Annotated in this window: 17 protein-coding genes; 8 read left to right on the forward strand and 9 right to left on the reverse strand. The window is 70.4% G+C overall.

The genetic code is table 11. The features are described 5' to 3' along the window. Positions 1–94 precede the first annotated feature (94 nt). Genes HJG45_RS21340 through HJG45_RS21350 form a run of 3 tightly spaced genes read right to left on the reverse strand, consistent with a single transcriptional unit; the run spans position 95 to position 1,880 of the window. Positions 95–505 (reverse strand): hypothetical protein, encoded by a 411-nt coding sequence (locus HJG45_RS21340; protein ID WP_171614862.1) that lies wholly within the window; start codon positions 503–505, stop codon positions 95–97. Further along, the gene (locus HJG45_RS21345) at positions 502–798 is read right to left on the reverse strand and encodes a rod-binding protein (RefSeq protein ID WP_171614864.1); all 297 of its coding nucleotides are present in this window, start codon (positions 796–798) and stop codon (positions 502–504) included. Before HJG45_RS21345 ends, HJG45_RS21340 begins: the two co-directional genes overlap by 4 nt. Beyond that, entirely contained in the window at positions 798–1,880 is a 1,083-nt protein-coding gene (locus HJG45_RS21350; protein ID WP_171615066.1) for a flagellar basal body P-ring protein FlgI, read from the reverse strand. The genes HJG45_RS21345 and HJG45_RS21350 overlap by 1 nt, the downstream gene beginning before the upstream one ends. Positions 1,881–2,117: 237 nt before the next feature. Here HJG45_RS21350 and HJG45_RS21355 point away from each other — a divergent pair, with 237 nt between their 5' ends. From HJG45_RS21355 to serA, 6 genes are all read left to right on the forward strand, one after another. After that, positions 2,118–2,537: a flagellar assembly protein FliX gene (locus HJG45_RS21355; RefSeq protein WP_171614866.1), complete on the forward strand. Its 420-nt coding sequence runs from the start codon at positions 2,118–2,120 to the stop codon at positions 2,535–2,537. Positions 2,538–2,672: 135 nt separating this feature from the next. After that, positions 2,673–3,086, forward strand: coding sequence for an RNA polymerase-binding protein DksA (gene dksA, locus HJG45_RS21360; protein WP_171615068.1), 414 nt, complete (start codon positions 2,673–2,675; stop codon positions 3,084–3,086). Positions 3,087–3,255: 169 nt separating this feature from the next. Continuing rightward, on the forward strand, positions 3,256–4,026 hold the full coding sequence (locus HJG45_RS21365) for an SDR family NAD(P)-dependent oxidoreductase (RefSeq protein ID WP_217362998.1): 771 nt from the start codon (positions 3,256–3,258) through the stop codon (positions 4,024–4,026). A 178-nt stretch (positions 4,027–4,204) separates the two neighbouring features. Further along, positions 4,205–4,993, forward strand: coding sequence for a DUF1217 domain-containing protein (locus HJG45_RS21370; RefSeq protein WP_171614870.1), 789 nt, complete (start codon positions 4,205–4,207; stop codon positions 4,991–4,993). A 117-nt stretch (positions 4,994–5,110) separates the two neighbouring features. Further along, on the forward strand, positions 5,111–6,289 hold the full coding sequence (locus HJG45_RS21375) for a phosphoserine transaminase (RefSeq protein WP_171614872.1): 1,179 nt from the start codon (positions 5,111–5,113) through the stop codon (positions 6,287–6,289). Then, entirely contained in the window at positions 6,289–7,875 is a 1,587-nt protein-coding gene (serA, locus tag HJG45_RS21380) for a phosphoglycerate dehydrogenase (protein ID WP_171614874.1), read from the forward strand. Before HJG45_RS21375 ends, serA begins: the two co-directional genes overlap by 1 nt. Positions 7,876–8,015: 140 nt before the next feature. On the opposite strand, the gene HJG45_RS29505 is transcribed toward serA, so the two are convergent. Both HJG45_RS29505 and HJG45_RS21390 read right to left on the reverse strand, forming a co-directional pair. Then, complete coding sequence (locus HJG45_RS29505) at positions 8,016–9,014, reverse strand: sterol desaturase family protein (protein WP_171614876.1); 999 nt, start codon at positions 9,012–9,014, stop codon at positions 8,016–8,018. Positions 9,015–9,659: 645 nt separating this feature from the next. Next, positions 9,660–10,457, reverse strand: a complete 798-nt coding sequence (locus tag HJG45_RS21390; RefSeq protein ID WP_171614878.1) for an enoyl-CoA hydratase — start codon at positions 10,455–10,457, stop codon at positions 9,660–9,662. A gap of 111 nt (positions 10,458–10,568) precedes the next feature. Here HJG45_RS21390 and HJG45_RS21395 point away from each other — a divergent pair, with 111 nt between their 5' ends. Beyond that, positions 10,569–11,651, forward strand: coding sequence for a Zn-dependent alcohol dehydrogenase (locus HJG45_RS21395; protein WP_171614880.1), 1,083 nt, complete (start codon positions 10,569–10,571; stop codon positions 11,649–11,651). 71 nt (positions 11,652–11,722) lie between these two features. Here the strand turns inward: HJG45_RS21395 and HJG45_RS21400 are convergent, their stop codons facing one another. The 3 genes from HJG45_RS21400 to HJG45_RS21410 form a co-directional block, all read right to left on the reverse strand. Then, on the reverse strand, positions 11,723–12,262 hold the full coding sequence (locus tag HJG45_RS21400; RefSeq protein ID WP_171614882.1) for a hypothetical protein: 540 nt from the start codon (positions 12,260–12,262) through the stop codon (positions 11,723–11,725). Between the two features lie 390 nt (positions 12,263–12,652). Continuing rightward, positions 12,653–13,813: an OmpA family protein gene (locus tag HJG45_RS21405; protein WP_171614884.1), complete on the reverse strand. Its 1,161-nt coding sequence runs from the start codon at positions 13,811–13,813 to the stop codon at positions 12,653–12,655. Between the two features lie 716 nt (positions 13,814–14,529). Beyond that, a complete protein-coding gene (locus HJG45_RS21410) occupies positions 14,530–15,222 on the reverse strand; it encodes an ankyrin repeat domain-containing protein (protein ID WP_171614886.1) in 693 nt (230 codons plus the stop codon). Between the two features lie 179 nt (positions 15,223–15,401). Between HJG45_RS21410 and HJG45_RS21415 the strand changes: the two genes are divergently transcribed. After that, complete coding sequence (locus tag HJG45_RS21415; protein WP_171614888.1) at positions 15,402–16,442, forward strand: acyltransferase; 1,041 nt, start codon at positions 15,402–15,404, stop codon at positions 16,440–16,442. Positions 16,443–16,520: 78 nt separating this feature from the next. Here HJG45_RS21415 and HJG45_RS21420 read toward each other — a convergent pair whose 3' ends face one another. Continuing rightward, positions 16,521–16,739 carry a hypothetical protein gene (locus tag HJG45_RS21420; RefSeq protein WP_171614890.1) on the reverse strand — a complete coding sequence of 73 codons (219 nt, stop codon included), beginning with the start codon at positions 16,737–16,739 and terminating at the stop codon, positions 16,521–16,523. Positions 16,740–16,799: the final 60 nt, after the last annotated feature.

Here is a 16,799-nt window from a genome sequence, read left to right on the forward strand (position 1 = left end):
GGTTCGCCTGGCGTCGCGGCATAAGCTGCGGGCCCCATCCGGGGCCTCGGACCGGTTGAGGAACCAGTCCGCAGATGTAGCGGGCGGCGCGGGCTCAGGCGCGCGTCGCCATGGCGAGCGGCGGCGCCTGCCGCGCCGCCAGCGGCCGTCCCGCCGCGCCGTAGCCCGGCGCCGCCGCCCGCGGCAGGGCGGCGCCGGCGATGGTCTCGATCACCTGCGACTGGATGGCGATGGCCCGCTGCAACAGGCGGCGGTTCTCCGCGCCCAGTTGCTGCAGGCGGTCGGTCATCTCGGCCGCGTCCCGCCGGGCCTCGCCGGCCGCCTGGCTGCCGGTCCGCGCGGCGGCGGCGAAGGCGGCGGCGAAGGCATCCGTCGCCTGCGTCTTGGCGGTGGCGAGGCCGGCGGCGCGTGGCAGGTCGAGCGCGGCGAGCGCCTCGTTCTCCGCCCGCAGGGCCTCGGCCAGGCGCTGGCCGGCGGCGATCAGGGCCTCGATCATCAGGCTCATGGCGTGGTCTCCTGGCTGGACGCGTCGGATTGGCGGCGCAGCAGCTCGCGCAGCACCGCATCGGCGATGCCGAGGCCATGGCCGCCGCGCACCGCCTGCTTCGCGGTGGCCTCGACCAGCATCGGCCGCCATTGCGCCTCCGCCGCGCCGCCGCCAAAGAGGCCGCCGCTGGGATCGGCGCTGGCGAAGATCGGCTGCAGCAGCTGGGCGAAGGCCTGAGTCTCGAAATCCTGCGCTGCCTGGCGCAGCCTCGCCGGCGCGGCGGCGATCTCGGCGGCGGTCAGCGGGCGCATCACCGCAGCTCCATCTCGGCCTGCAGCGCCCCTGCGGCCTTCACCGCCTGCAGGATGGAGATCAGGTCGCGCGGCCCGACACCGAGGGCGTTCAGCCCGCGCACCAGCTCCTGCAGGGTGACGCCGCCGCCGAGGGTGCCGACCCGGCGCTCCGCCTGGTCGTCCACCTCGATAGTGGTGCGCGGCACCACCGCGGTCTGGCCGTTCGAGAGCGGCGCCGGCTGGCTCACCTGCGGCGTCTCGGTGATGCGGATGGTGAGGTTCCCCTGCGCCACCGCGACGGTCGAGACGCGCACATTGGCGCCCATGACGATGGTGCCGCTGGCTTCCTCGATGACGACGCGCGCCACTTGGTCGGGCTCGACGCGGAGCTGCTCGATCTCGCCGAGCATGGCGAGCGGGTCGCGCCCGGCGAGGTTGAGCGCCACCGTGCGCGGATCGGTCGCGGCGGCGAGGCTGCCGCCGGTCGCGCGGTTGATCGCGGCGGCGATCCGCCGCGCCGTGGTGAGGTCGGGGTTGCGCAGCGCCAGGCGCAGGCTGTTGCGGCCGGCCAGCGCATAGGGGATCTCGCGCTCGACGATGGCGCCGGAGGCGATGCGGGCGCTGGTCGGCACGCCGCGCTGCACGCTGGCCGCGGCGCCGCGGGCGGCGACGGCACCGGTCGCCACCGCCCCCTGGGCGACGGCATAGACCTCGCCATCGGCGCCCAGCAGCGGCGTGACGAGCAGCGTGCCGCCCTGCAGGTTGGTGGCGTCGCCGAGCGCCGAGACGGCGATGTCGATGCGGCTGCCCGGCCGGGCGAAGGCCGGCAGGTTGGCGGTGACCATGACCGCGGCGACGTTCTTGGTCTCGAGTTTGGCCTCGTTGTCCCGCGTGTTGACGCCGAGCCGCTCGAGCATGCCGATCAGGGTCTGGCGGGTGAAGATGGCGGTGCGCAGCCGGTCGCCGGTGCCGGCGAGGCCGACCACCAGGCCGTAGCCGACGAGCTGGTTGTCCCGCACGCCCTCGACATCCGCGATGTCCTTGATGCGGACCGGCTGGGCGGCGGCGGGAGCCGCCGGGAGGAGGAGGAGCAGCGCCATTGTGGCCGCCAGCGCCCAGGCGGTCTTCGCCCTTGCGAAAGCAATTTTGGCCACGCTGCTCTCCGCCCCCCAGGGTCCGGGCCTCCGCAGCCGGCGAGGATCGCCGGATCGGAGGCTCGGAGCGGCAGGGGCAACCGGCGTGCCAGCCCGAATCAGGGACCGAAGGGCAGGCTTTGCCGGGTCGGGCGGAGAAGTTTGCCCCTGATGGGCAGGAATGGCGCGGGCCAGGAGGGCGGGATGCGCGGGATCGGCGGAGTGGCGGCGGGCGGGGCCATGCGGCCCGGACGGACCGGCGGGCGTGGGGCAGGCGGCTTCACGGTCGGCCAGCCCGGGGCGGCGGCGGCCGGGCCGCACGCGGCGGGGGCGGCGGTGCCGGTCGGGCTCGGCCTGCTCGCGTTGCAGGAAGGCGGCGATGCGCCGTCGCGGGACCGCTCGGCCCGCCGCCGGGCGGAGTCGATCCTCGATGAGTTGCAGGCGCTGCAGCGCGATCTTCTGCGAGGCGGCGGCGATCCGGGGCGGCTGGAACGGCTCGCGGCCCTGCAATCAGGGGAGGAGGGGGCCGATCCCATCCTGCGACAAGCAGTGCAGGCGATCGTCCTGCGCGCCAGGGTGGAACTGGCCCGGCGCGGCTGGAACGGCTCCGTGTCAACCGCGTGAAAAGCCGCTCGTATCAGCAATTTGCGCCTGTGTAACCCCTTGGCTTTCGGATGGCTGCGCATGTATGGTCCGGCCAACTTCGGGGCAGGGCGTCCGCGCCCGGGCTCCGGCTGCAATGGGGTCGTCCAGACGATGTTGATCACGCTGCCGCCCGATTACCGCCCGCACGATGACGAAGAGTTTATGAGTTCCCAGCAGCAGGCCTATTTCCGGCAGAAGCTGCTGCGCTGGCGCCAGGACCTGCTGCGCGAGGCGGGCGAGACGCTCGCCAGCCTCTCCGTCGGCGGCATCGCCGAGGCCGACCTGACCGACCGTGCCAGCGTCGAGACCGACCGGGCGCTCGAGCTCCGCACCCGGGACCGGGCCCGCAAGCTGATCTCCAAGATCGACCAGGCGCTCGAGCGGATCGAGACCGGGACCTACGGCTATTGCGAGGAGACGGGCGAGCCGATCGGCCTGCGCCGCCTCGAGGCCCGGCCGATCGCCACCCTCTCCATCGAGGCGCAGGAGCGCCATGAGCGCATGGAGCGCGTGCACCGGGACGATTAGGCCCGCTTCCAGTAGGTATCTCGCTTCCGATGGCCGGCGCTTGCGCCGGCCATTGTCGTATGGGGCGCGTTTGCAGCCGGCGGAGGCCGGCGCGATGCTGCGCCGGGCGGCCGGCCGCGCCGCCGGGTAACCCTTCGGCCGGCCCGCTGCGATGAAGGAGGGGGGAGCCATGCGGCTGGCCGGGCGCCATGCGCTGATCACCGGTGGAGCGTCGGGCATCGGCCTCGCCACGGCGCGGCTCTTCCTGCGCGAGGGCGCGCGGGTCGCGCTGCTCGACCGCAACGCGGCGGCGCTGGCCGGCCTCGCCGCCGAGCTCGGCGTGACGGGCATCCCGGTCGACATCGCCGATCCCGAGGCCGCTGCGGCGGCGGTGGAGCAGGCGGCCGCGGCGCTCGGAGCGCTGGATGCGGTGGTGAATGCCGCCGGCATCAGCCGCGTCGCCAGCCCGGCCGAGACCACGCCGGCGCTGTGGCGGGAGGTGATGGCGGTCAATCTCGACGGCCCCTTCCATGTCTGCCGCGCCGCCCTGCCGCATCTGCGCCGGGCCGCGCCGCCCGGGGGAGCCAACTCGGCGGGGGCCAGCATCGTCAACCTCGCCTCGGCCGCCGGCCTGGTGCCGCGGCCGCATTACGCGGCCTATGGCGCCTCCAAGGGCGGGCTGCTGATGCTGACGCGCTGCCTCGCCCTCGACCTGGCAGGGGAGGGGATCCGGGTGAATGCGGTCTGCCCGGGCGCGATCCGGACGCCGATGGTGGAGGAGACGATCGCCGCCCAGCCGGATGCGGCCGAGGCCGAGCGGCGCTTCCTCGCGCGCTACGCGCTCGGCCGCTTCGGCACGGCGGAGGAGGTGGCGCAGGCGGTGCTGTGGCTGACCAGCGCGGAGGCGAGCTATGTCACCGGCTCGGCCCTCGGCGTCGATGGCGGCTCCGCCTGGCATTAGTAATTCCCAGCGAAGTCGCTGCGCGCCTTCGCATGGGCCCCATGAGTCCCTCTCTTGCCCAAGCTAGGTCCGCGACAGGATAACGGGCAGCGACGGTTCCGACAGGCGCTTCTTAGGCGGCCGTGGGGAACGGCCTTAACCGGGCTTTCAGCCCTGCTCCGGCAGGCTGGGCCGGTCCATGATCACGCTCTCCACCTCGCTGGTCTCCGCCCTCTTCGGCAGCACCAACACCAGCAGCAGCACCGGCGATGCCGCCTCGGCGATCCTCGCGCTGAAGCAGGCGCAGTCGAGCGATGCCGAGACGAAGGGCGTGGCGCAGGAGAGGAAGGACCCCGTCACCATCACCGCGCTCAAGCAGTTCGAGACGGCGGTGGCGAAGGCGAAGGACGTGAAGACGGCGCTGCAGGACCCGCGGGTGCTGGCGGTGCTGCTACCGGCGCTCGGGCTGGCCGACCAGAGGCAGTATCCCGGCCTGGTCCAGAAGGCCCTGCTCGCCGATCCGAGCGACACCAAGGGCTTGCTCGCCAGCCTCGACAGCCGCTTCAAGGCCGCCGCCCAGACGCTGGACCTGAAGAACAAGGGGTTGGCCGGCCTGACCGACGCGGCCACGAAGACGAAGCTGACCGACGCCTACATCCAGTACCAGTATCAGATCGGCCTGGACGAGAAGAATGCCGGCATGTCGGACGCCTTGTACTTCATCAAGAACGCCTCCTCCCAAACCGATGTCTACGGCATCCTCGGCAACGCGGTGATGCGGCGGGTGGTGACCGGGGCGCTCGGCCTGCCGGCCGAGATGGCGATCCAGTCGGTCGAGACCCAGGCGCGGGCCATCAGCAGCCGCATGAAGCTGACCGACCTGCAGGACAGCACCAAGGTCCAGAAGCTGGTCCAGCGCTACCTGATGGCGGCGGCTTCCACCAGCACCAGCAGCACCACCGGCAGCCTGCTCTCCCTCTTCGGCTGAGGCGCAATCCGGCGGCGCATCGTCACGGACGTTGCCTCCGGGGCGGCGCCGTCCTACCTCTCCGTCCGGGCCACGCCCCCCCACCGGGGCGCATCCGCTTCTGGAAGGGAGCATCCGATGGCGAACGCCACCCCGAAGCCGGACCTTCGTCCGGCCAACCCCCATTTCTCCTCCGGTCCCTGCGCCAAGCGTCCCGGCTGGACGCTGGACGCCCTCTCGGGCGCCTTCCTCGGCCGCAGCCACCGCGCCGCGCAGCCCAAGGCCCGGCTGGCCGAGGTGATCGAGCGCAGCAAGGCGGTGCTCGGCATGCCGGGTGACTGGCGGCTCGGCATCGTCCCGGCCTCGGATACCGGCGCGGTCGAGATGGCGCTCTGGTCGCTGCTCGGCGCCCGCGGGGTCGATGTGCTGGCCTGGGAGAGCTTCTCCAAGGATTGGGGGACGGATGTCCTCAAGCAGCTGAAGCTCAAGGACGCCCGCCTCGTCGATGCGCCCTATGGCCGGCTGCCGCGGCTCGAGGCCGACGGGACGCGCGACCTGGTCTTCGTCTGGAACGGCACGACCAGCGGCGTGCGGCTGCCGGACGCCGATTTCATCCCCCTGCAGCGGGAGGGGCTCGCCATTTGCGACGCGACCAGCGCCGCCTTCGCCATGCGGCTCCCCTGGGAGCGGCTCGATGTCGTCACCTGGTCCTGGCAGAAGGTGCTGGGCGGCGAGGCGGCGCATGGGATGCTGGCCCTGTCGCCCCGCGCCGTGGCGCGGCTGGAGAGCTACGCGCCGTCCTGGCCGCTGCCGAAGATCTTCCGCATGACCAAGGGCGGCAAGCTGAACGAGGGCATTTTCCGGGGCGAGACGATCAACACGCCCTCCATGCTCGCGGTCGAGGATGCGCTGGACGGGCTGCGCTGGGCCGAGAGCGTCGGCGGGCTGGAGGGGCTGGTCGCGCGCTCCGAGGCGAATCTCGCCGCCATCGCCGAATGGGTGGCGCGGACCCCCTGGGTCGATTTCCTGGCCGAGGATCCCGCGACGCGCTCCTGCACCTCGATCTGCCTGAAGATCGTGGCGCCCTGGTTCACCGCCCTCGATGCCGCGGCGCAGGCGGCGGCGGCGAAGGCGCTGGCCGGGCTGCTGGAGACGGAGGGCGTCGCCCTCGATGCCGGCGCCTATCGCGACGCGCCGCCGGGCCTGCGCATCTGGGGGGGCGCGACGGTCGAGACCGCCGATATCCGGGCGCTGCTGCCCTGGCTCGACTGGGCTTTTGCCAATGTCGAGGCCGAGCATGCGAAGGTGGCCGCCTGATGCCGAAGGTCCTGATCTCCGACAAGCTCTCGCCCGCCGCGATCGAGATTTTCCGGCGGCGCGGAGTGGAGGTGGATTTCAAGCCGGGCCTCAGCCCGGCCGAGTTGCGGGCCATCATCGCTCCCTATGACGGGCTGGCGGTGCGCAGCGCCACCAAGGTGACGCGGGAGCTGCTGGAGGCGGCACCGAACCTGAAGGTGGTCGGCCGCGCCGGCATCGGCGTGGACAATGTCGACGTCACCAGCGCCTCGGCGCGCGGCGTCGTGGTGATGAACACGCCCTATGGCAATGCCATCACCACCGCCGAGCATGCCATCGCCATGATGTTCGCCCTCGCCCGGCAGATCCCGGAGGCCTCGGCCTCCACCAAGGCCGGCCGCTGGGAGAAGAACCGCTTCATGGGCGTTGAGCTCTTCGGCAAGACGCTCGGCCTGATCGGCTGCGGCAATATCGGCTCCATCGTCGCCGACCGGGCGGTCGGGCTGAAGATGAAGGTGGTCGCCTTCGACCCCTTCCTCTCGGAGAAGCGCGCCCTCGAGCTCGGCGTCGAGAAGGTGGAGCTGAACGAACTGCTGGAGCGGGCGGATTTCGTCACCCTGCACACGCCGCTGACCGAGCAGACGCGCAACATCCTCTCCCGCGAGAACCTGGCGAAGCTGAAGCGGGGGACGCGGGTGATCAACTGCGCCCGCGGCGGGCTGGTGGACGAGCAGGCGCTGTACGAGGCGCTGACCTCCGGCCATCTGGCCGGCGCCGCGCTCGACGTCTTCGAGGTGGAGCCGGCGACGGAGAGCCCGCTCTTCGCGCTGGAGAACGTCGTCTGCACGCCGCATCTCGGCGCCGCGACGGCCGAGGCGCAGGAAAACGTGGCGCTGCAGGTGGCCGACCAGATGGCGGATTACCTGCTGACCGGCGCGGTCTCGAACGCCATCAACATGCCCTCGGTCACCGCCGAGGAGGCGCCGCGCCTCAAGCCCTATATGGAACTCGCGCGGTTGCTCGGCAGCATGGCGGGGCAGCTGACGCAGGCGCGCGACGGCGCGCTGCGGGCGATCCGCGTCGAATATGAAGGCCATGTCGCGGAGCTGAACCGCCGGCCGCTGACGGCGGCGGCGCTGGCCGGCGTGCTCGGGCCACTGCTCGGCGCGGTGAACATGGTCAACGCGCCAATCGTCGCCCGGGAGCGGGGGATCGAGGTGGCCGAGACGGTGCATGAGCGCCGCGGCGACTATGCCTCGCTGCTCCGGGTCACGGTGGTGACGGATGGCTATGAGCGCAGCGTCGCCGGGACGCTGGTGGGCGAGGCCCGGCCGCGGCTGGTCGAGATCAAGGGCATCGCGGTCGAGGCGGATTTCGCCCCGGACATGCTCTACGTCACCAACCAGGACAAGCCGGGCTTCATCGGCCGCTTCGGCATGGTGCTGGCGAATGCCGGCATCAACATCGCCACCTTCCATCTGGGCCGCGCGGCGCAGGGCGGGGATGCGATCTGCCTGGTGAGCCTGGATGCGCCGATGCCGGAGGCCGTCCTGGCCGAGCTGCGCTCCCTGCCGCTGGTGATGCAGGCGACGCCGCTGCGCTTCTGAGGTAGCGACCGAACCTGCCTGGGCGACCGGCCTGGGCGGGTGAGGTGGCGTTCCCATGAACGGAAAAGGGGTCCGGGACAGCATCCCGGACCCCTTTCATCGTTCCAGGACCGGCGCGGCGGGCCGCGCCGGTTGTCGCATCAGGCTTCCGGCACGGCCGGGCCCGGGGCCGGCTCGGAGCGCCCGGCATGGCGCTGCATCCGCTCGCGGAGGATCTTCACGAAGCCGCGGAACGGCGAGATGTAGAGGCCCGTGACGGTGGAGAAGTCGCCGCTGCCCGGCGGCAGGCCGAGGCGGTACTGCTCGGTCGGGTTGGTGTAGACGATCGTCTTGAACCAGCGGTCCCAGCAGGACAGGAGCAGGCCGAAGTTCTTGTCCCAGTGATGCACCTCGGAGCTGTGATGCAGCTGGTGCTGGGCCGGGCTCAGCAGGTACCGCTCCAGCCAGCCATAGCCCAGGCGGATATGGGAATGGCGCAGGTGGTGGAAGCTGAGGGCGTTGATCAGCCAGTAGGCCTCGAGGCCACGCAGGCTGTAGTCGAGGATGGGCAAGGCAAGGACATAGGCGGAGACGCCGATCAGCCCGCCGACTGCAATGGCGTTGAAGCCATTGTCGATGATGGTCTGCACCGGGTGGAAGCGGCGATTCGTCAGCGGGACCAGGATCTCCGCCGAGTGGTGGGTTTTGTGGAACTGCCACAGCAGGACGAATTTATGCTCGATGTAGTGGGCATAGAAGGTCGCGAAGTCCTGCGCGATCATCAGTGCGACGAGGATCAGGGTCCAGGTCAGGAGGCTCGGGGAAGAGACGGCTTCAACTTCGCCGAACAGCATCGTCAGCAGGGCGTAGCTGCCGGCCGCGAGGGCGGCGCTGCTGACGAGCAGGGGGGCGAGGATGAACGGGTGGAGGAGCCTGAAGCTGATATTGAAGAAGATGTCGAGGCGGAGAGAGGGGTGCTTCAGGATCCGCGCGGGAAAGCAGAAGCGCATGTAGCCGCGGAAGCTGCGCTCCGCGCTCTCGGTCTGCGAGACATAGGCGATATACGCTCCGAAGAACGTCATTGCCCAGCTGAACAGGATGGCATAGGGGGCGATTGCGAGCAGATGCCTGGCTGCCGCTACCAGCGTGTCGCCAAACACCTAGCAGCTCCTTTGACGCATATGCATTCGTCGGTCCCTGTAACAAGTCCAGCCACCGGCGCCGGGGGGGACGGCGCCCTGTGCGAGCGGTACTAGACCACGATTACGGTCGGAGGCCAATTTGTGGCAGTGCAGCGATTGGTGAGGGTTAGAGAATGTGATGAGATTGCTGTGGCGTAAGGATGGTGTGGAGAGTTCCGAAGCTCGAATTCCACTGCAACGATCAAGTCCGGCAAAAGTAATGTATGGGTCATGCGCGAGACGCGGAGCTGATCCAGGAAGGCATGTTTGTGGGACGGACGCCCACGCTTCGCTGCCCCGGTAGTGTCTGCATCAGTGGCGATGTTTCATCGTTTCATGCCTGATATGCCACGCCATGGCGCGATGACATGCGCCCCGTTGCATCCAACTCACTCGCCGCGGATCCTCGCAGCCGACCGCCCCGCTTCCTGATGCGACGCATCTTGCCACGGGGAGACGACCCGCCGGCAGGCGCACCGAAGGCCGAGACTGTTGCGCCACGTCATTTATGTCGGGATGTGATCCGCATGCAGGTCCTTCCGACTCGATCCAGGGCGCCGGCATGGCCGCCCGCGCGAAGGGCCGGATCGCGCCACCGGGCATTGCCGCCCGATGGCGCCGCGCTCAGCGGCCGTGGAAGACCGGCGGCCGCTTCTCGACGAAGGCCCGGAGCGCCTCCTTGTGGTCCTCGGTGTCGCGGCAGCGCGTCATGCCATAGGCCTCGACATCCAGCGCCTCGGCCAGCGTTCCCTGCTCCGCCACCTGCATGTTGCGCTTCATGTGGTGCCAGGCGACGCGCGGCCCGGCGGCGAGCTGCCGCGCCAGGGCCAGGGTGGCCTCGCCGAGCTCGGCATCCTCGACCAGCCGGTTCAGCAGGCCGAGCCGGTGCATCTCGGCCGCGTCGATGACCTCGGCGGTGAAGTAGAGCTCGCGCGCCTTGGCCGGCCCGACGAGGCGGTTGAGGAACCAGTGGCCCCCGAAATCGCCGGAGAAGCCCATCCGGGCGAAGGCGGTGCCCATGCGGGCGCTGCGGCCGCCGATGCGCATGTCGCAGGCGAGCATCAGCGACATGCCGGCGCCGGCCGCGACGCCGTTCACCATGGCGATGGTCGGCTTCGGCATCTCGTGCAGCAGGCGCGAGGCCTCCATGCGGGCGCGGAGCGACATCTGCGCCTGCTCCCGCGTCCCTTCCAGGATTGGCCGTTCGCCGGTGGCGCGCGACTTCATGTCGCCGCCGGCCGAGAAGCCGCGCCCGGCCCCGGTCAGCACCACGCAGCCGACCGACATGTCGGTGGCGATGCGGGCGAGGGCGGCCAGGAGCTCGTCGAGCAGCGTCCCGCCGAGCGCGTTCAGGCTGTCCGGCCGGTTCATGGTGAGCAGGGCGACGCCTGCCTCCTCGCTCACGATCAGGTCGCCTGGCATCCCTCGCTCCTCCCGTCTTGCGTCTGGTGCACCCTATACCGGGGGGGCAGACTGGGCCGCTACCCGTCATGCGAGGGCATCGGCGGGCCGGCCAGGGAGAAGGAGCGATCCATGAAGGCAGCGGTCCTGCATGCGGTGAACGAGCCGCTCACCATCGAGGAGGTTTCCCTGCAGAAGCCGAAGGCGCGGGAGGTGCTGGTCCGCACCGCCTATGCCGGGCTCTGCCATTCCGACCTGCATTTCATCGAGGGGCTCTACCCGCATCCGCTGCCGCTGGTGCCGGGCCATGAGGTGGCCGGCGTGGTGGAGGCGGTGGGCTCGGACGTCACCTACCTGCAGCCGGGCGACCATGTGATCGGCTGCCTCTCGGTCTTCTGCGGCGCCTGCCAGCAATGCACCTCCGGCCGGACGGTGCTTTGCGAGAATACCGAGGTGAAGATGGTGCCGGGCCAGTCCCGCCGCCTCTCCTGGAAGGGCGGGGAGGTGATGAACCAGTTCCTCAACCTCTCCGCCTTCGCCGAGCAGATGCTGGTGCATGAGAATGCGCTGGTGAAGATCGACCGGGAGGTGCCGCTCGACCGTGCGACGCTGGTCGGCTGCGGCGTCATCACCGGCGTCGGGGCGGTGATCAACACGGCGCGCATCCCGGCCGGCTCGACCGTCGCGGTGATCGGCTGCGGCGGCGTCGGCCTCTCGGCGGTGAACGGCGCGGCGCTCGCCGGCGCCTCGCGCATCATCGCTCTCGACACCCTGCCCGAGAAGCTCGAGACGGCGAAGGCCATGGGCGCGACGGACACCGTGCTCGTCGGCAATGACGACCCGGTGGAGGCGGTGCGGGCGCTGACCGGTGGCGGCGTCGAGTTCAGCTTCGAGGCGCTCGGCCTGAAGAAGACCGCCGAGCAGAGCTTCGCCATGCTGCGCCCGGGCGGCACCGCCACCATCATCGGCATGGTGCCCTTCGGCCAGAAGATCGAGCTGCACGGCTTCGACTTCCTGCGGGAGCGGCGGATCCAGGGGTCCTCCATGGGCTCCAACCACTTCCGCACCGACATGCCGCGGCTGCTGACGCTCTGGCAGCAGGGCAAGCTGAAGCTCGACCACCTGATCAGCAACACGCTGAAGCTCGAGGAGATCAACGAGGGCTTCGCGCGGCTGAAGACCGGCCATGTGGTGCGCCAGCTGATCGCCTTCTGAGAGCGGCGGACGTCCCGGCGCCGATCCCGATCAGGCAAGGTGCCTGATCGGGTGGCGATGCTCCGGTATTCTCAGTTCCGCCGCTCGAGGCGGTCCATCTCCGAGGCGACCATGCCAGCCGCCGCGGCGGCCTGCGGCAGGCGCGGCATCTCGGCGAGCCGGGCGAGGACGCTGCGCGGTCCGGCCGGGAAGGCGGCGCCGCTCAGCGCCGCCTCGGCCTGCGCTTGGCTGCCGCCGCGCAGCGCGGCGCCGACGCGCTGCATCGCCGTGATGACGAGCTGCGGATCGGCATCGGAGGCGATGCCGAGATAGGCGCGCATCTCCGTCCGCGCGCGCTGCAGCGTCTGCAGCACGGCGGGGTTCACCACCGGCGCGTAGCGCGGGTCGGTGGCGAGCGAGCTGGTGAGGAATTCCAGCTGCTCGACCGCGAAGGCGGCCGAGGCTGGCTGCCCGGCCCAGCGGCTGGTATCGCCGAAATTGCGCGGCGCGCTGAGCCCCGCACCACGGATCGGGTCGCCGAGGCCGAAGAGATAGGGGGAGGAAGGGTTGGTGCCGCAAGCGGCCAGCCCGAGGCCGCAGGTCAGGATCAGGGCCGCGCGTCGCCTCGGCATTCCGGGTCTCCTTCCGATCCGCCAGCCATATTCACGAACCATCGAGCCGGCAAGCCGGCAGCGCTGCCCATGGGAGCGTCGGGCGGCACGCTGCGTTCGGTGAGGATTGGAAACGCAACGGAAGGTCACCATGCGCGGCATCCTCCTTTGGCTCCTCGGCATCCCCATCCCGATCCTGATCCTGCTTTATCTGTTCAATGTGCTCTGAGGGACGGGCCGTTGACGGGATGCCGTCAACGGCCTGCTGCGGCGGCTAAGGCAGCCCGGCGGCGGGCACGAAAAAAGGGGCGCCTCGCGGCGCCCCTTCCTGTTTTGCCCCCCTTGATCGAGTGTCCCGCAACCAGTCCGGCAATGGGCGCCCCGGGCGGTCCGTCCCGAAGCGCCAGCCGGTCAGCGCAGGACGATCTCGACGCGGCGGTTCTGCGGCTCGCGCACGCCATCCGCGGTCGGCACCAGCGGGCGCGACTCGCCATAGGCGCTGACCGAGATGTCGCTGCGGCTGATGCCACGGTTGACCAGCTCGGCCGCGACCGCATCGGCGCGGCGCTGCGACAGGCGCTGGTTGTAGGCGGCCGAGCCGGAGCGGTCGGCATGGCCGGCCACCTCGATGCGGGTCGACTGCACGCGCGAGGCGTTCTGCGCCGCCTCGGCGATGATCTCCCGCGCGCGGGCGGTCAGGTCGGCGCGATCCCAGTCGAAGAAGACCAGGTAGGTCCGCGCCGGAGCCGGCGCCGGAGCCACGGGGGTGGCGACGGGCGGCGGCGGCGGCGGCGGCTGGAACAGCGCGTAGCGCAGGCCGAGCATGACCGAATGGTTGTAGTTGTCCGGCGACACCTTGCCGGCCGCGCCGATCGCGTTGTTCACCGGGTTGCGGATCGTGGTGAACAGATCCGGCTGCAGCGTGCCGAAGAAGCGGTACTCGGCGGTCAACGTCAGACCAGTGACGCCGAGCCAGGTGAGCGGCGTGCCCACGCCGACGATGGCCTGGTAGGCGAACTGGCCGTTGTCGTCATCGGCGTAGAACACCGAGCCGCCGCGCCCGGGGGCGAAGCTCTGGCCGCGGACATTGTGCCACTGGGTCCAGGCATAGCCGGCGCCGACGCCGACATAGGGCTGGAAGATGCTCTGGCCGAGGCCGAAGTTGGCGAAATCGAAGTCATAGAGAATGTTCGCCATCACACCATAGGTGCGCTGGAAACCACCCGTCCGGCCGATCGGCGCGAGATTGAACCCGCGGATGCTGTCGACTTCGTTCTCGCGGTAGTTGCCTTCGATTTCAGCCCGGAACCCGTTGCCGAAGCCCCAGCCGATGCTGGCGACGCCGGCCCAGCCGAAGTTGAAGTTCGCCTTGCCCGCGTTGCTGATGGTGACGCCGGGGGCGAGGCCGAAATTGCCTGGCGTGGCACCGCCGCTCAGGTCGATCTTCGACGGGTTGTTGACCCAGTTTCCACCCGCACCGACACCGATATAGAGACCGGTCACCGGCTGGGCGCTGGCGGCCACCGGCGCCGCCAGGATGGTCGCTGCCAGCAGCGCCCTTTTGAACGTCATGCCTCTCTCTCCATCATCGTCACTCGCGCCGCGGGAACCGACATCTCGGTTCGCAGCCGACACGCGTGTACGCGCCTAAGACGTTACAGGGGCCACAGTTCATCTGCCCCTTCTGCTAGCCCCGTCGTTGTTGCCGCCGAGCCACAGTCCCCTTGGGAGGGACCGGTGGAAGCCTTCTCCGCCGGAGCGCATGCGACATAGAGCAGATTCTTCGCGGCGGGGGAGGGCACGGCTGCGCGATCCGACTCCAGACGGCAGCGGTAAAGCATCGCTGTGGCCAAGAAAGCACAGGGGATGTCGTGCCAGAAACGGCGTGTAACCAAGTATATCGTGTACGCTCTCGCCGGGTGAGAATGGTCGTATCTTTCACGCGAGCGCTAGCGTCTTCGCCAACGCGATCGGTCGCTGGGCTGGGGACGTCAAAGTTCCCTCACGAATTCTTAGGTGCATGCGACGGACATGGCTGCTTTGCTTCAAGAGCAGAGCCGCAGCGGCGCGTCGGCAAGGACCGGCCGGCCCGCCCGGGCGCGGTTCCACCTGGACGGCCGCACCCCGTGGTCAGCAGCCGGTGAAAGGCGCCTGGGCGCATCGGTCCCCGCGCGCATCGGCGGGCCGGCATCGAATGGATACCGCTGGCCTAGTCCGGATCGTCGGGACGACGCGGCGTCCGAGCGACGCCGCGAGGCGCGCGGTGGCCAGCGGGCGCGGTCGGTGTCTCAGCCCCGGGTGCGGCGCGACGTGGACTGGGCCGGACGCGGCGTCGACGTGGTCGAGACGGGTGCAATGGCGCCCGCGGGCCGCCCGGCATCGAAGCCGAGGAAGCCGATCTCCGGCTGCGGGGCGCCGCCATCGCCGGCCCAGAGCCGCGGGTTGCGCGCGACCGGCCGCGGCATCGGCACCGAGCGGTCGATGGCCTCCGCCGCCGGGCGCGGCCCGTTGCCGTTGCGGGGCGGGCGGTTGCGGCCCGCCTTGCCGGCCGCCTCGCCCTCTGCCGCGGGCGGTGGCCCGGCGACGCGCGTCCCGCCCCGCACCGAGAGCAGGTAGAACATGATCTCGGTGCGCCCCTGATCCACCGATGCATCGATCGGCGTCAGGCCGAGCACGTTGCGCGAGTCAAGGTCCGCGCCGCGCGCCACCGCATCCTTGGCCGCCGCCAGGTCCCCCCGGTTGATGGCGTCAAAGAGCGAGGCATTCGGCGAGAGCACCTGGTTCGGATCGGCCGGGATCGGCTCCGGCGCCGTCCGGTTCTGCAGGCCGGGCAGGGCGGGCGGCGGCGGACGCTTCGCCGCCGCGGCGTCGCCCTGCGGCTGCCGTCCGGGACCGCGAGCGAACTGGGCCAGGGCGTCGCTGGCCGGCAGGGTGAGTCCGGCGAGCAGGACGAGGGGCAGCAGGCGGGTCGGGGCGCGCATGGCCCTTGCTTACTCGCTGACCAGCCAGGCCGCCACCCGCTTCGAGCCCCGGCTCCCTGGCGAGGTGCTGGCGGGAATGCAATCAAAGGCTATTTTTTGCGATGCAAGATAAACTAAAAGTTGTGACTGCAGGTCGGACCCTTTAGGAATTCAATAATCACCTGGATGAGCGTCTGATCTTGCCGTTCCAGCAACGACTTATCGAGATCCAGCTTCTCCGCGGCGTCGCTGCCCTGGCGGTCGTCCTCCATCATGCCGCCGATCGCGCGGGCCTGAGCTTCGGGGTCGGCGCTGCCGGCGTCGACATCTTCTTCGTCATCTCCGGCTTCATCATGTGGATGGTCGGCACTGACCGGCCTGCCTCCCCGCTGCGCTTTGCCTGGGCCCGCCTGGCGCGGGTGGCGCCGCTCTACTGGCTGGTCACGATCGGCATCGCGGCGCTCGCGCTGTTGCTGCCGGCGGCGATGCCCAACCTGCATCCGACGCCGCAAACCCTGCTGCTCTCGCTGTTCTTCATCCCCCACCGCAATGCCGAGGGCGCCATCTTTCCGCTGCTCGTGCCGGGCTGGACGCTGAACTTCGAGATGGTCTTCTACCTGCTCTTCGCCGCGAGCCTGGCGCTGCCGCGGCAGGCGCGGCTCGGCATGCTCCTGGCCACGCTCGGGCTCCTCGCCACGGCCGGCCTCGCGTTGCAGCCCGATCACCCGGTGGCCGTCACCTGTACCAGCCCGTTGCTGCTCGAATTCGCCGGGGGGATCGGGCTCGCCGTGCTCTGGCGCCAGGGACGCCTCCCAGGACGGGCCGGCGGCTGGAGCATGATGGCGCTTGGCTTTGGAGCCTTCGCAGCCCTCGAGCTCAATGGCTTCCATGCCGAGGACTGGCGGGTTCTGCTCTGGGGCGTGCCGGCCTGGCTGCTGGTCGCGGGTGCGCTCTCGGCTGGCGCGGTCGGACGGCACGGCCCGGCGGCGCTGCTCGGCGACGCCTCATACTCGATCTATCTCATGCATCCGCTGCTGGTCGGGCTCACCTGGCGCCTGCTCGGCTGGCTGCCTGTTCCGGCTTACCTCGCCGTGACCCTGCTTCTCTCGATCAGCGCCGGTCTCGCCTGCTTCCGGCTCGTCGAACTCCCGATCAGCCGGCGGCTGCGACTGCACCAGAGGGCGAGGCTGCATCCGTCCCACGCCCGCGGCGCACCCTCCAGCACCGTGGTCCTGGGATGACCGGCAGGGGGCCGGTCACGCCGCCCTTGCGACGGGGCCGCCACCATGACGAGGACACGCCACGGCAGAGACCAGCGATCAGGCGCGGTCGGCGCGACGCTGCGGCTGGATGAGGGCGGGGCTGAAGCGGCCGCCCGGACCATTCCCGAAGGAAGCGAAATTCGGATAGCTCGTCTCTGCCGTGGGGCGGCGCAGCAGGTGCCGGGAGAGCGTCATGGCCAGGATGAACAACCGGAGGAGGGCGGCGGCCAGCGAAACGGCCACCAGGGTGGTTGCTTCGAGTACCGTCTCACGCATCGTCCGCTCCCGTGGGGACCTAGCCCCGTTCTGTCGAGCTGTACGGGAGATTTTCTACCA

Source organism: Roseicella sp. DB1501, assembly GCF_013112485.1.
Lineage (GTDB): Bacteria > Pseudomonadota > Alphaproteobacteria > Acetobacterales > Acetobacteraceae > Paracraurococcus.